11 protein-coding genes, 1 tRNA gene and 1 riboswitch are annotated in these 13,472 nt (G+C 71.2%); of the genes, 6 read left to right on the top strand and 6 right to left on the bottom strand.

Features of this window, described 5'->3' with window-relative positions:
• Positions 1-118 precede the first annotated feature (118 nt).
• The 3 genes from MXD61_RS12170 to thiC all read left to right on the top strand — a co-directional run bounded on the left by MXD61_RS12170 (position 119) and on the right by thiC (position 5,950).
• Positions 119-2,263 carry an ABC transporter permease gene (locus MXD61_RS12170; protein ID WP_248812996.1) on the top strand — a complete coding sequence of 715 codons (2,145 nt, stop codon included), beginning with the start codon at positions 119-121 and terminating at the stop codon, positions 2,261-2,263.
• Positions 2,260-3,873 (top strand): ATP-binding cassette domain-containing protein, encoded by a 1,614-nt coding sequence (locus MXD61_RS12175; RefSeq protein ID WP_248812998.1) that lies wholly within the window; start codon positions 2,260-2,262, stop codon positions 3,871-3,873. The genes MXD61_RS12170 and MXD61_RS12175 overlap by 4 nt, the downstream gene beginning before the upstream one ends.
• Positions 3,874-3,948: 75 nt before the next feature.
• Positions 3,949-4,055, top strand: a riboswitch (TPP riboswitch).
• Positions 4,049-5,950: a phosphomethylpyrimidine synthase ThiC gene (gene thiC, locus MXD61_RS12180; protein WP_248813000.1), complete on the top strand. Its 1,902-nt coding sequence runs from the start codon at positions 4,049-4,051 to the stop codon at positions 5,948-5,950. It overlaps the preceding riboswitch by 7 nt.
• Positions 5,951-5,962: 12 nt before the next feature.
• Here thiC and MXD61_RS12185 read toward each other — a convergent pair whose 3' ends face one another.
• A complete protein-coding gene (locus MXD61_RS12185) occupies positions 5,963-7,441 on the bottom strand; it encodes a toll/interleukin-1 receptor domain-containing protein (protein WP_248813002.1) in 1,479 nt (492 codons plus the stop codon).
• Positions 7,442-7,939: 498 nt separating this feature from the next.
• Here MXD61_RS12185 and MXD61_RS12190 point away from each other — a divergent pair.
• A tRNA-Arg gene (locus tag MXD61_RS12190) sits at positions 7,940-8,012 on the top strand.
• A 92-nt stretch (positions 8,013-8,104) separates the two neighbouring features.
• On the opposite strand, the gene MXD61_RS12195 is transcribed toward MXD61_RS12190, so the two are convergent.
• The 3 genes from MXD61_RS12195 to MXD61_RS12205 all read right to left on the bottom strand — a co-directional run bounded on the left by MXD61_RS12195 (position 8,105) and on the right by MXD61_RS12205 (position 10,000).
• A complete protein-coding gene (locus MXD61_RS12195) occupies positions 8,105-9,352 on the bottom strand; it encodes a site-specific integrase (RefSeq protein WP_248813004.1) in 1,248 nt (415 codons plus the stop codon).
• Positions 9,352-9,555 (bottom strand): hypothetical protein, encoded by a 204-nt coding sequence (locus MXD61_RS12200; protein WP_248813005.1) that lies wholly within the window; start codon positions 9,553-9,555, stop codon positions 9,352-9,354. Before MXD61_RS12200 ends, MXD61_RS12195 begins: the two co-directional genes overlap by 1 nt.
• A 145-nt stretch (positions 9,556-9,700) precedes the next feature.
• Positions 9,701-10,000, bottom strand: coding sequence for a hypothetical protein (locus MXD61_RS12205; protein ID WP_248813006.1), 300 nt, complete (start codon positions 9,998-10,000; stop codon positions 9,701-9,703).
• A 148-nt stretch (positions 10,001-10,148) separates the two neighbouring features.
• Here MXD61_RS12205 and MXD61_RS12210 point away from each other — a divergent pair, with 148 nt between their 5' ends.
• On the top strand, positions 10,149-10,352 hold the full coding sequence (locus MXD61_RS12210; protein WP_248813007.1) for an AlpA family transcriptional regulator: 204 nt from the start codon (positions 10,149-10,151) through the stop codon (positions 10,350-10,352).
• 6 nt (positions 10,353-10,358) lie between these two features.
• Here MXD61_RS12210 and MXD61_RS12215 read toward each other — a convergent pair whose 3' ends face one another.
• A complete protein-coding gene (locus MXD61_RS12215; RefSeq protein WP_248813008.1) occupies positions 10,359-10,550 on the bottom strand; it encodes a helix-turn-helix domain-containing protein in 192 nt (63 codons plus the stop codon).
• 29 nt (positions 10,551-10,579) lie between these two features.
• Positions 10,580-12,340 (bottom strand): replication initiator, encoded by a 1,761-nt coding sequence (locus tag MXD61_RS12220; protein WP_248813009.1) that lies wholly within the window; start codon positions 12,338-12,340, stop codon positions 10,580-10,582.
• A gap of 163 nt (positions 12,341-12,503) precedes the next feature.
• On the opposite strand from MXD61_RS12220, the gene MXD61_RS12225 reads away from it, so the two are divergent.
• Positions 12,504-13,181 (top strand): nucleoside deaminase, encoded by a 678-nt coding sequence (locus MXD61_RS12225; RefSeq protein WP_248813010.1) that lies wholly within the window; start codon positions 12,504-12,506, stop codon positions 13,179-13,181.
• Positions 13,182-13,472: the final 291 nt, after the last annotated feature.

The following is a 13,472-nucleotide window of genomic DNA, read 5'->3' on the forward strand; positions in this document are numbered from 1 at the left end:
GACATGATGCGATGAGCACGCACGCACTGCCCTGCCCACCGCGTCGCCCGCGTGTCCGCCGGCTGACCGGGATGCCGTTCGCCAGCTCGGGAGCCCCGTGGACACGTATGTAGCCGCCATGCTGTTGGGCCTGGGACCTGGTGCGGTGTACGCGGCCCTCGGCCTCGGCCTGGTGCTCACCTATCGGGCGTCCGGCGTCATCAACATCGCGCATGGCGCTTTCGCCATGTATGCCACATATCAGTACGCCGAACTTCGTGAGGTCGGCGACCTGGTTCTGCCGGTCGTCGGATTGCCGCCACGAATTCATCTGACGGATACCCCGTCGTTCGCGCTCGCGTTGACGGTTTCGCTGGTGATGGCGGCGCTGCTGGCCCTGGCCGCCTACCTGCTGGTGTTCCGCCCGCTGCGCCGCGCCCAGCCGATGATGACGGTGGTCGCCGCCGTCGGGCTCACGATCGCGTTGCAGCAGATCGCGGTGATCCAGTTCGGGACCAGTAACCGCTTCCTCACCCCGGTGCTGCCACAGCACGCGCTGCATGTGGCCGGCGCGACCGTGTCCAGCGACCGGCTGCTGCTCGCCGCGATCGTCGTCGTGGCCGCGGCCGGCCTGTGGGCGGTGTCGCGCTGGACGATGTTCGGCCTGGCCACCCGGGCCGTCGCGGACGACGAGGAGACCACGGCGCTGCTGGGTCGGCGTCCGGCGTGGATCGCCGCGGTGAACTGGATGCTCGCCGCGGTGCTCGCGGCGCTGGCCGGCATCCTCGTCGCCCCGATCAGCTCGCTGAACCCGACCGGCTACTCGCTGCTGGTCGTCCCGGCGCTCGCCGCGGCGCTGATCGGCGGTCTGTCGTCGTTCGGGCTGACCGTCGCCGGGGCGCTCGCGATCGGCGTGGCGCAGGCGGTGCTGCTGCCGTTGCAGCAGGACGCGTCCTGGCTCAACCAGCAGGGCATGCGCGAGCTGATCCCGATGATCGGCGTGCTGGTCGTCGCCGCCCGGCGCGGTGCGCTCATCCCGGGCCGTTCCGCGAGCGCGGTGGTGTCCGCGCCGCTGCCGGTCGTCACCCCGGCCCGTCGTCCGCTGGCCGGGTTGCTCGTCGGTGTCGCCGTCGGGGTCGTCGCCCTGTTCCTGCTGGACGGCAACTACCGCCTCGGCCTGGAACGCAGCCTCGCCGCGGCCGTGGTCTGCCTGTCCTTCGTCGTGCTCACCGGGTATGTCGGGCAGCTCTCGCTGGCCCAGATGACGCTGGCCGGGGTCGCCGGCTTCCTGCTCGCCCGGTTGCAGGGTGAGCTCGGGGTGCCGTTCCCGATCGCCCCGATCCTCGCCACGATCGCCGCCGCCGCCGCCGGCCTGTTCCTCGGGGTCGTCTCCCGGCGGCTGCGCGGGGTGGATCTGGCCCTCATCACGCTGGTCGCGGGCGTGGCGATCCAACAGGCGGTGTTCGGTAACCCGCTGGTCACCGGTGGTCTCAAGGGTTCGTCGGTGCCCAGCCCGAAGCTGTTCGGCCTCGACCTCGGCATCGCCGGTGACGGCTTCCCCCGCACCCGGTACGGCCTGCTGACCCTGGCGGTCCTCGCCGCCTGCGGCTACGGGGTGGCCCGGCTGCGCACCGCCCCGCTGGGCCGGCAGATGCTCGCCGTGCGCGCCAACGAGCGGGCCGCCGCCGCCGCCGGCATCGACGTGCGCCGCACCAGGATCCTCGCGTTCACCCTGTCGGCCGCGATCGCCGGCCTCGGCGGCTGCCTGATCGGCTACAGCCAGGGCCGCCTGTCACTGGACTCGTTCGGCGTGACCGCGTCGCTGCTGTTCCTCGCGATCGCCGCCGTCGGCGGGGTGACCAGCGTCGGCGGGGCGGTCGTCGCCGGCATGCTCGCCCCGAACGGCCTGGTCTTCACCGCGCTCGACCGGGCCTTCGGGCTCGGCGAGTACCAGCTGGTGCTGTGCGGACTCGCCGTGGTCGTGCTCGCCGTGCTGCGCCCCGCGGGCCTCGTCCACCGCCCGGCCCGGACGGCCCGGACCGCCCACGGTGACACGCCACCGGACGGCGATCATGATGGTTCCGGTCGGGTCGGGGGTGGGGATGACCGGGGGGCGGCGATCCCCAGCTGGCTGCCCGCCCTCGGCTGGCTGCCCGCGGGCCGTCGTCCCGCCGGCACGGGTCGACCCGCCGGTCGCCCGGCCGGTCGACTCGCCGGTCGCCCCGCCGGTTCCAGCCGCCCCGTCGGCGCGCACCGCGCCAGCCGTTCCGGAGACGCCGGATGACCGCCCAGCCCTACGCGGACCTGTCGATGACGCGCCTGGCCGTGGCGGACCTGTCCGCCGGGCAGGGCCGCGCCCGCATCGTCGAGGACGTCTCGTTCACCCTGACCGCGGGCGGCGTCACCGGTCTGATCGGCCCGAACGGTGCCGGCAAGACGACCCTCATCGACGCCCTCACCGGCTTCGCGACGATCTTCTCCGGTGAGATCACGCTGGACGGCGTCCCCCTGGCCGGCCTGCCGCCGCATGCCCGGGCCCGCCACGGCCTCGCCCGTACCTTCCAGGCCCTGGAACTGTTCGACAGCCTCGACGTCGAGGAGAACCTCGCCGTCGTCGCCGCCGCGTCGGGTTCGCCCTCGGCTGGGCCGCGGGCCGGGGAGTTCGGGTTGGCGCCGATCGCGGGTCTGCTGCCGGCGACGCTGACCCACGACGAGCGGGCCGCCGTCGCCGTGGGACGGGCGCTGGCCGGCGGCCCCGGCGTCCTGCTGCTCGACGAGCCCGCCGCCGGTCTCGACCCCGCCGACCGGGCGGACCTCGCCGTCCGGATTCGCCAGATCGCCGGCCGCGGCGTGGCCGTCCTGCTCGTCGATCATGACCTGCAGCTCGTCTTCGACGTCTGCGACCACGTGCTCGTCCTGGACGGCGGCCGGATCGTCACCAGCGGTCGCCCCGACGTGGTCCGCGCCGACCCCGCGGTGCGCGCCGCCTACCTCGGCGAGACCACCGAGGCGCCTGCCACTCCCGCGCCTGCCACCCCGGCGTCTGTCAGACCGACGTCTGCCACTCCCGCGTCTGCCACCCCGGCGTCCGGCCCGAGACCAGCGGACGTGCCGCCGGCACCGGGGACGTCCATGTCGCTGGGCGCGTCGACGTCCGGGGGCGGGACGGGGGAGGAGCTGCTGACGCTGGCGGCGGTGACCAGCGGATACCACGAGGGTCCGGTGCTGCGTGACGTGTCGCTGACGGTGCGGGCCGGGGAGATCGTGGCGCTGCTCGGGGCGAACGGCGCGGGCAAGACCACGCTGATCCGTACCGCCGCCGGCCAGCTGCCGGTCAGCGCCGGGCAGCTCACCCTGCTGGGGGAGCGGGTGCGTCGGCCGGTGCCGAGCGCGCTGGCCCGCCGGGGCCTGGCGGTCGTCCCGCAGGGCCGGGGGGCGCTGGGCCGGCTGACCGTCCGGGAGAACCTGCGGATGGCGGCCGGACGGTCCCACCGCGGCGAGATCGACCGGGTCCTCGGCTGGTTCCCGCCGCTGACCGACCTGCTCGACCGGCCGGCCGGCGAACTGTCCGGCGGGGAACGTCAGCGGCTGGCGCTCGCCGTCGCCCTGGTGCGTCGGCCGCGGCTGCTGCTGGTCGACGAGCTGTCCTTCGGCCTTGCTCCCGGCGTGGCGCCGCGGCTGCTCGAACTGCTGCGCACCATCACGGCGGAGACGTCCACCGGGGTGCTGCTCGTCGAACAGTTCGCCGCGCTCGCGCTGCGGGTCGCCGACCGCGGCTACGTCCTCGACCGCGGCCGGGTCGCCCTGACCGCGTCCGCCGCCGAACTCATCGCCCGCCCCGACCTCATCGAGGCCAGCTACCTGGGCCAGGTCGCACCACCCGCCGCGGACTGACCGCGTCCGCCGACCGGAAACCGGGTTTTCGCGGACGCGCGGAACTCCGGTGGCCTATTCTGGCGGTAATCGCACATCGCACATCGCGGGAGCTCCACCGAGGGGCTGAGAGGGCGGCTGGGGCCGTCGACCGCAGAACCTGTCCGGGTAATGCCGGCGTAGGGAGTTCTGCCTGATGTCGCTCGATGAAATCCGTCCTTCTCTGCCGTTGTCCGACGTTTCTTCCCGGTCGTCTTCCTCGTGTGGAACGACCGCCCCGGATTCCGCTGTTCCGGATGCCACCAGTGCCCTGTCATCACCGTCCCGGCCACCGTTGCCGCACGCACCGCGGCAGCCGGCGGAAACCGTTGTGACGACCGGGCCACTGCCCGGCAGCCGCCGGACCTGGCTGCTCGGCGCCGACACCGACGGGGAGCTGCGGGTGCCGATGCGGGAGGTGGTCCTCAGCACCGGGGACAGCGTCGTGCTCTACGACACCTCCGGCCCGTACACGGATCCCACGGTGAACATCGACGTCCGCCGTGGTCTGGCGCCGCTGCGGGCGCCGTGGATCGACGCGCGGGGCGACACCGAGACCAGCGTCGTCGGCGGCGGGAGCGGCAGCGCTGAGGGTGAGAACGGCGCGGGTGCCCGCAGCGATGGCGACAACGGTGCGTTGCTCGAAACCGTCAACGGGCAGGTCGGGGCCATCGGCGGGCATCAGGTGCGGCGCGGGGCGCGGGCGTTGGACCGGGGGGCGCTCACCCAGCTGGGCTACGCGCGGCGCGGGGAGATCACCCGCGAGATGGAGTTCGTCGGCGTGCGGGAGGGGCTGCCGGCCGAGACGGTGCGGGCGGAGATCGCCGCCGGCCGCGCGGTGCTGCCCGCGAACGTCAACCATCCGGAATCCGAACCGATGGCGATCGGCCGCGCCTTCCTGGTGAAGATCAACGCAAATCTCGGTAATTCGGCGGTGACCTCGTCGATCGCCGAGGAGGTCGAGAAGATGGTGTGGGCGACCCGCTGGGGCGCCGACACCGTCATGGACCTCTCGACCGGCGCCGACATCCACCGCACCCGGGAATGGATTCTGCGTAACTCTCCCGTTCCGGTCGGCACGGTGCCGATCTACGAGGCGCTGGAACAGGTCGGCGGCCGGCCGGAGGAACTGACCTGGGCGGCCTACCGGGACGCCGTGATCCGCCAGTGTGAACAGGGCGTCGACTACATGACGGTGCACGCCGGCGTGCTCGCCCGCTATGTTCCGCTGACCGCCCGGCGGCGCACCGGAATCGTCTCCCGTGGCGGTGCGATCCTCGCCGCCTGGTGCCGGGCCCATCAGCAGGAGAACTTTCTCTACACCCATTTCGAGGAACTCTGCGAGATTCTCGCCGCCTACGACGTGACGTTCTCGCTCGGCGACGGTCTACGGCCCGGCTCGGTCTCGGACGCGAACGACGAGGCCCAGCTCGCGGAACTCGCCACCCTCGGGGAACTGACCCAGATCGCCTGGCGACACGACGTCCAGGTGATGGTCGAAGGGCCCGGGCACGTCCCGTTGCACCTGGTCGAGGAGAACGTCCGGCTGCAACGCGAGCTCTGCCATGACGCGCCGTTCTACACCCTGGGTCCGCTGACCACCGACATCGCGCCCGGCTACGACCACATCACCTCCGCGATCGGCGCCGCGGTGATCGGCTGGCACGGCACGGCGATGCTCTGCTACGTCACCCCGAAGGAACATCTCGGCCTGCCGGACCGGGACGACGTCAAGGCCGGCGTCATCGCCTACAAGATCGCCGCCCACGCCGCCGACCTCGCGAAGGGGCATCCCGGGGCCCGCGCCTGGGACGACGCCCTGTCCGACGCCCGGTTCGCGTTCCGCTGGGCCGACCAGTTCCATCTCGCCCTCGACCCGGAGACCGCCCGGGCCTTCCACGACGAGACGCTGCCCGCTCCCGCGGCGAAATCCGCGCATTTCTGCTCCATGTGCGGCCCGCACTTCTGCTCGATGCGCCTTTCCCAACAGGTCCGGTCCGACAGCGGCGAACTAGCTCCGACCGGGCCCGGGCTGGTGCAAGCGGCGCCCCGGAGCTGACCGCGGGGCCGGTCAGGACCCCGGGCGGGGCCCGGGGAAGGGCGGGGCGGAGTCCGGGCGGCCGCGGCCGGTGATCACCGCGTCGATGCCTCGGTGGAAGGTATCCCGGGCGGCGGAGTCGTCCAGGCCGACAAGGTCGATGCAGGTGATGCCGCGCAACATGCCTTCCGGTCGGCATTCGGCGACCCGCACCGGCACCAGCCGCCGCTTCACACCGGTGGCGTCGGCGCTCCAGGCCGCCGTCCACTGGGCCTGGACCTCCGGTGCCCGCAGGTAGTTCTCCGAGAGCACCACCAGGGTCTTCTCGGCGTGTTGGATCGCCTGGTCCATCTGGATCACCGGATTGTTCCCGGGAACGACGTCCCAGGCCTGCAGATGCACGAGAAGCCCGCGTTGTTCCAGTTCCCAGGCGATCCACGCACCCCAGTCGGCGTCCTTGTCGGCGACGGAGATGAGGTAGTCCCACGGGCGGTTCTCGGCGTCCGCCGCCGGCCGCGGGGCGTCCGTGGCCGACGAGTCCACCGGACGCCCCGCGCGTGCCCCGACCTCCGGACGGGGCACGGTCACCCAGGCCGAGTGCATCGCCGGCGAGACCTGAAGGTCGCGCGGCAGCTCGATGGCGACCTCGCGGAACGCCGCCGGATCGAGGCCGCGCACCCCTGTCCTGCCTGCCGCTCCCGCTGCTCCTGCCACCCCCGTCGTCCCCGTCGTCGCGCGAACCGTCGTCTCGTACAGGGCGGAGGACACGATGACGACCAGGTCCGCGGTCGGCTGGGCGCGCAGCAGCTGGCTCAGCCCCGGCGTGTCGACGAGACGATGGGTCAGCGCGGCCGCCGGCCCGTCGAACACGGCACCGGCATCGGCACCGGCGCTGGACACGGGGATCGACGTGCCGTCGGCGACATGCAGGGCAAGTCGCAGCCGCACCCGCTCGGCCCCGAGCCGTTCGCCGTTGTAGGTCGCCAGCGCACCGGCCAGCTCGGCGGTGAACGCCCCGACCAGAACCGGCGCGGCCGCGTCGTCCGCGACCAGACCGATCAGATCGGTATCGCGCTGTCGGTGGACGATGGCGCCCGCCGCGAGACCACATCGGCGTGCCGCGTCCTCGACGATGGTGGCGAGACCGAGCCGCCAGTCCACCGGCACCAGCGTGCCCTCGGGCCGGCGCGCCACGGAGTCGACCGCGAGCAGGACACCCCGGGGCGCCAAGGCGGCGGCGCTCGCCTGTTCGATGCCCCTGATGAAGGTCCGGTTGGCCCTGAAATCACGCTGGGCCTCGGTCAGTATCCGCAGCCGCCCGTCGGGCAGCTGCTCGGATTCGACCAGCCGATTGATCGCCCGCCAGTACTCCTGAGCGCTCTGCCCGGACCAGCCCGGCTGCTGGCTACGATCCAGACCGGCTCGTTCGAGCAGGGACAGGATCTCGTTCTGACGGTAGAAGGCGCGTGCGAGCTCCAGCACCTCCTCGTCGGTCAACCGTTGCGTCACCATTCCCCCGAGGCTTGAGCCCGCCACCGCCCCTGACCACCCAGACCTGCCCCGTACGGCCGGAGCACGGCGCCACAGCAAGCCGTTCCGTCCAAGACGATCTCTGCAGATCGTACGCGGCGGGTGCACGCGACAAAGCCCCATGGCCCCCCGCCGAGAATCGGCTGAACGACAAGTGGAGTCCACGGCCAACACCGGTCACCGACACCTCCGCCCCCGATGCCCCCGGCCGCGGCACGGACCATCCACCCTCATAACGGAACGTGGACAGGGACCCGTCGCTACGGCGACGTCGGTGCCCTTCGGGAGGCCGCGCCAGGACCCGTCGAGGCGTGGCGCATCCGGGAGCCTGCCGCCAGGCTCATCCCGCGGTCACCGACCCATGGAGATCACTCACTTCGGGCATCGGACGAACTACGATCCTCCCGGAGCGGTCCAGGTGGCGGAGTCGCCTCCGCCGTGCTGTAAGCTGGCAACGCCGGCCGCCACGGTGGCAGGCGCGCGCTCGTAGCTCAACGGACAGAGCATCTGACTACGGATCAGAAGGTTGGGGGTTCGATTCCCTCCGAGCGCACGCACGGTTGAGACAGGTCAGAGCCCCGTACCCCCATCCAAGGTACGGGGCTCTGCCGCTTTCTGACAGCCAAGTTGACAGCCAACAGTCTGTCAGGCGTTCGGGTCTTCCGGGTCGTCCTCCTCCGTGTCCTCTGCCGGGAACCAGCCGTCGAGCTTCGATGCGGTGTCTTGGTGTGCGGTGTCGGTCAGGTCGACGTAGATGTCCATGGTCGTCGAGAGCATCGTGTGGCCGAGCATCGCTTGGATTTCCTTCCAGTCGACGCCGAGTGCGTAGGCCATGGTCGCGGCGGTGTGCCGTAGGGCGTGCGGCCCGTGGTGGGGTACGCCGGCTTCCGTGCACAGCTTCGTCAGGTGGGTGTTCAGCGCGCGGGGTTCCAGGTGGGTGCCGACGGTGCTGGGGAAGATCAGCCCGTGTTCCTTCCACCGTTTCCCGGCGCCGGTACGGTCGGCCGCCTGTGCGACACGATGCGAGCGCAGCACCGCGACACATCGTGCTGGTAGGACGATCGTGCGCTTGCCGGCCTCGCTCTTCGTCGGCCCGACGATCAGGCCCTTGATGCCCCGGACGCGCGTGACCTGGCGTTCGATCCGCAGCGTCGAGGCAGTCTCGTCAAAGTCGGACCAGCGCAGGGCCAGCGCCTCACCCCGCCGAAGTCCGACCATCGCGAGCAGGACATACAGCGCATGGTGTCGGGTGGCAGCCGCTGCTTTGAGGAGGCGAAGCCCGTCTTCCTTGCTCAGCGGGGCGACCTTACGCGTAGGCTTCCGAGCCTTGGGCACCCGCAGTGTCTCCGCGACGTTGCGGGAGACCTTCTCGGTGATCACGGCTTCGTTGAGCGCCTGACGCAGGATGGTTCGGAACGTGCGCATGGTCGAGACGCTGTAACCGTCCTGCGCCTTGCGGTTCAGAAACCTTTGCAGATCCTCGTGTTTGAGGTCCACGAGACGCTTGTCACCGAGAGCCGGGCGAATGTGGTTGTCGGTCATGTCCCGGTAGCTCGACTTCGTCGACTCTGCCCGTTCCGACGGAACGACGACCTCGTCAATCCAGTAGGTGAGGAAGTCACCGAACCGCGAGCGCCGGTCGAGGTGAACGACGCCGTCCGCCTGTGCCTGCCGGGATTTCTGCTGAGCCTCAATGGCATCTTCCTGGGTTCGGAAGTAGCGCACGGCGCGTTTCCGGCGCCCGTTCACGATGCCGTAGTCCAGTTCGACGACCCAGCGCTGTCGGTCCTCGCGCCAGTACACGGAGCCCTCGCCGTGCGCACGGCGACCCCGGGACTTCCGGCGGCCGGGTCGGTCGTCCGAGGGTTCCTCGGCCATGCTGAGCACGCTCATCAGGCCACGTCCAGCGGGTTGCCGGTGGGCCATTCGACCGCGTCGCACCAAGGGCAGCCGTAGGGGCTGTCTCCCATGTCGCACGCGAACTTGGTCTCTCCGTCGGCCTGCGGGTAGGCGCGTCCCTGGCCGCGGTCGGCGCGGTCGAGGTGGTCGTGCAGCGCCTGCGTGAGGCTTACCCGTCGCGGGGTGTTGGTGGGCATGGTGGTTCTGGCTCCTTGCCGAAAGAACGGCCGCCGGGTCGCGAGTCGCGTGGTCCGGCGCGAGGGGGATTCCGTTCTCTGGCGTTGGAATGGCCGGTCAGGGCGTCGCCAGAGAACGGAAAGAACGAGTGGGGCAGAGGAGCCGTTACGGGCGGGTGCCGCTTGCCGCTGCCGGTGCCGTCGGGGTGGTGCCCCCGGTGGTCTCGGGTTCCGTGTCGTCGGGCACGGTGCGAAAGACCATGGTCAGGTCGATGTCGCCGAAGTGGGCGGTCAGGAAGGCGTCGACCGGCAGCCGGGACATGGCTTCGCTGACGTCGTGGGCGTCGGCACCGGGGCGCACGGTCAGGGCGTACACGCCGGGCTGGACGACGCTGGCCACGATCAGCGGCACGGGCGTGCCGGGGGTTCGGTCCGGGTCCGGTGGGCCGGGCGGGAAGATGGGCATGGGTCTCTCTCCTGTTCGCGCAGGAAGGGGCCAAGGTTCCGGTCGGGTGTTGCCGCACCCGGCTGGAACCGCCTCCACGGGACTGGACGACCGTCCAGTGACCCCACGGTACACGCGGGTCTGGACGGTCGTCCAGTAGATTGCGGGTATGACGCAACCGCTCATGGGGGCGGCGGAGATCGCCCGCCGGTTGGGGGTCGGGCGTACGCGGGTGAACCAGCTTCTGAAGGAAGACCCGACGTTCCCCGCGCCGTTCGCTTCCCTGGCCGCCGGTCACATCTGGCGGACGGATGACGTGGAGGCGTGGATTGCCGAACACCGCCCCGGCCTTCCGCCGGCCGCCGCCCCCTGAGTCCGGTCATGCCGCCTGTGCGTCGTCCAGGCCGCGGAGCCGGTTGACGAAGGTCAGCAGCGCCGCCGAGGGGATCCGGCGAGCCCGGCCGATGTGGACGGATTCGATGTCGCCGCTGCCCATCAGTTCGTAGACGGTGCTGCGGCTGACGCCGAGCAGGTCAGCGGCTTCGGTGGGGGTGAGCAAGAGCTTTGTCACGCGGGCTCCAGGGTGCACCGGGGCGAGGGTCAGGCGGCGTCCGCCAGCGGCGGCCCGGTTGCCGAACTCCCGTCCGCCCCTTCGCCGGTCCCAGGTCCGGTGGTGAGTCCGAGCTGTGCACGCCAGGCGCGGCGTTGGGCGATGGCGTGCAGGATCAGGTGTTCACGGCGGGGTGCGGCCGGGTCCCCGGGGCGCAGCAGCGTCCAGGCGAGGCGGGCCGGGTCGCCGGTTGGGGCAGCCGGTCCGGTGCCGGTCGCGCCGAGGGCTTCGAGCTGTTGGCGGATGAAGTCGACCCGGTCGTGCCGGTGGTCGGTGAGGGTCTTGCCGGACCAGCGGCGTGAGACCAGGACCCGCCGTCCGCCGAACCCGAGCGTTTCCCGCCGGTGGGCCTTGCCGGTGCACCGGCCGGGGGTGAGCTCACGGCGGGGGTGGCGGGGTTGGATGCCGTAGCGCAGCCAGTTCGCACACGTCGGGGAGCACGGTTCGTAGCGCAGGGCATCGGCGAGCCGGTCGACGTGTGCCCGCTGCCGGTCGGTGTCCACGGCGTGGCAGGCGTCGAGCGACTTTGTCAGGTACTTGGTGAGATAGCCGATCATCCGGCCGGTGTTCGCCGAGTTCGCGGTCACCCCGTCCGCGCGGAGCTGCGGGCCGAACCGGACGACGTGGGCGGGTTCGTCGTCGTCGCCGATCGCGTCCACTGCCGCATCCCAGGAGGGCAGCGCGTCGCCGGTGTCAGGGTCGTGGTAGCCGCCGGTGGTGTCGTCCCACACCGGTAGACGCTGACCGTCGTAGATCGGCAGGCCGGTGGTCGGCCACCACACCTGGTGATAGGTGGCCGCAGCGACCAGCCGCAGCGTGACGCGAGGGACCGTGCCCCGGATCGCCGCGTGCAGGTGGGGAGCGAGGCGCCGTTGGGGTTCGAGTGCGGCGAAGTACTGGACGTCCCAGCCGACCGACCGGCGCAGGTTCTGCCAGAACCGATCCAGCAGTTTCGGGAAGTGGATGGCATCGCGCGCTGCCCGCCGGTAGTCGTAGGCGCTCGGGTCCACCGGGGTGCCGTCGGAGTGCACCCGCCCATACGAGTCGCAGGTCAGGGTGAGGAACATCGACGGGCGCCACGCCGTGCCGTCCGGGGCGGTGAACGTCCGGCCGACGGTGCGCCGGTCGACAGGCAGCCGGGGCAGGTCGGGTGCGTCCTGGCGTCGTTTCGTCGAGCGGGCCCGGCGTGGCCGGTCCCGATCGGTCGGGGCGATCTGGCCGCGCACGCCGAGGTCGGTCAGCTCGGCGTCCACCTGGTCGATAAGTTCGTCGATCTCACGGACCTGCGCGACGTCGCCGGCCGCCAGGACCTCATCCCGTGCGGCTTCCAGGTCCGCGCGCAGCACGGCAAGCGCCTTTGCGTCGTCCGAGGGCGGGTCGGGGTCGGGCAGGGGTTCGTCGTCGAGATGCCATCCGGCCTTGCACTGCGCGATCCGTAGGCGGCGGGCCCGTTCCGCGCACGGTGGGCACTTCGAGGCCAGCGTGGCACCGCAGGGAACGGGGATGATCTGTGTTTCGCCGGTGTCCAGGCTGGTACGGCGCATCGGCAGCGGCCGGACGCACACCCCGTTGTCCACCGCGACCGCCTCGACAACCTGACGGGCCAGCGGAGCACGCAGCCGTGCCGCCCGGGAACCGGGCCGGTCCGCCGACGGCCTGGGATCCAAGGGTCCACCGTCGCCCGCGCCGAACGTCGTCGGATCGGCGAAGGCCGCAGGGCCGGTCGTGGCGGGAGGGGCAGCGGAGAGCATCGACAGGAGATCCTCCAAAATTTCGGGTCCGAGTCATGCAGCGGGCGCAACCCCACCACGAACCGGCGGCAGCAGAGCCTGATGCCTTTTGCCGGCCGAAGCCCCACGTACCGGCCGGGACGTACCAAATGGTCCGAACAGCGCGGACTCCGAGTCGTCAGAATTGCGCGACGGCCGCCCGAAGGAGCCGACGATCAGCCATCCTGGACAGATGGATTTTCCGTGGCCAACGGTGATGTCCCTGGCGTGGGAGGCATATCGAGCCGGAAGCCTCCCGATCGGCGCGGTCGTCGTGGACGGCTCCGGCGCGCTGGTCGGGCAGGCACGCAGCACCCGGCACGAGGACATCCAGGTTCCCGGTCAGCTTGCCAACACGCGGATCGCGCACGCCGAGGTCAACGCACTCGCCCAGCTTCCTTTCCGAGGCTCGTTTCAACAGCACGTTCTGTACACGAATGTGGAGCCTTGCTGCCTCTGCATGGGCGCTGCCCTGCAAACCGGGGTCGGAGTCCTCCACTTCGGCTGGAGAGATCACTACGGCGGGGCGACCTCGATGACCGTCCGCAACCCTCAGCTCAGCCGCCGCAGCTTCACCGTCGTCGAGCCCGTCGACGAGGTGGTGGAAACGGTGACCGGGCTGCTTATGACCTGCCATTACTACTACCGAAGCCCTGGACGCGGGTATGAAAGCGTTCCCTGGCGAGAGGAGATGCCCGAACTCGTCAGCATCGCCGCGCAACCGTCCGTTGCCTCCGTGATCGCCGAGGCTGATGCGAGCGATGCAGGTATCGACGCACTGGCCGACGACCTGCGGGCTCTGCTCGACCTCGTCGCCCCCTGACCACTCGACCCGCTGGCCCTGCTCGCCGGGCCGTTGCTCGCCACGATCACGCGGCCTGGTCGAGTCCGTGGAGGGGGTCGGAGTCGTCGCCGTCGTTGAAGTAGTCGCTGATGTCCGGTGTCCAGCCGCGTGCCGCATTGGGCGGCCGGTAGTGGGTGACGATGCGGCCGATCTCGACATCGTCGATGTAGGCGGCGCGGACGCGGACCGGGTCCGGAACCCGTCAAGCTGTTTGAGGCAGTGTTGTTCGAAAACTAGCTACTTGCCGGTTCCGGGTCTGGCTGCTCCTCG

The organism is Frankia sp. AgPm24 (genome assembly GCF_023243055.1).
Taxonomy (GTDB): Bacteria; Actinomycetota; Actinomycetes; order Frankiales; family Frankiaceae; genus Frankia; species Frankia umida.

Excerpts from the sequence above, each read along its gene's own strand:
- MXD61_RS12185 (WP_248813002.1), bottom strand. The coding sequence starts at position 7,441 with ATGGTGACGCAACGGTTGACCGACGAGGAGGTGCTGGAGCTCGCACGC.
- MXD61_RS12200 (WP_248813005.1), bottom strand. The coding sequence starts at position 9,555 with ATGCCCACCAACACCCCGCGACGGGTAAGCCTCACGCAGGCGCTGCAC.
- MXD61_RS12170 (WP_248812996.1), top strand. The coding sequence starts at position 119 with ATGCTGTTGGGCCTGGGACCTGGTGCGGTGTACGCGGCCCTCGGCCTC.
- MXD61_RS12175 (WP_248812998.1), top strand. The coding sequence starts at position 2,260 with ATGACCGCCCAGCCCTACGCGGACCTGTCGATGACGCGCCTGGCCGTG.
- MXD61_RS12205 (WP_248813006.1), bottom strand. The coding sequence starts at position 10,000 with ATGCCCATCTTCCCGCCCGGCCCACCGGACCCGGACCGAACCCCCGGC.
- MXD61_RS12210 (WP_248813007.1), top strand. The coding sequence starts at position 10,149 with ATGACGCAACCGCTCATGGGGGCGGCGGAGATCGCCCGCCGGTTGGGG.
- MXD61_RS12220 (WP_248813009.1), bottom strand. The coding sequence starts at position 12,340 with ATGCTCTCCGCTGCCCCTCCCGCCACGACCGGCCCTGCGGCCTTCGCC.
- MXD61_RS12195 (WP_248813004.1), bottom strand. The coding sequence starts at position 9,352 with ATGAGCGTGCTCAGCATGGCCGAGGAACCCTCGGACGACCGACCCGGC.
- thiC (WP_248813000.1), top strand. The coding sequence starts at position 4,049 with ATGTCGCTCGATGAAATCCGTCCTTCTCTGCCGTTGTCCGACGTTTCT.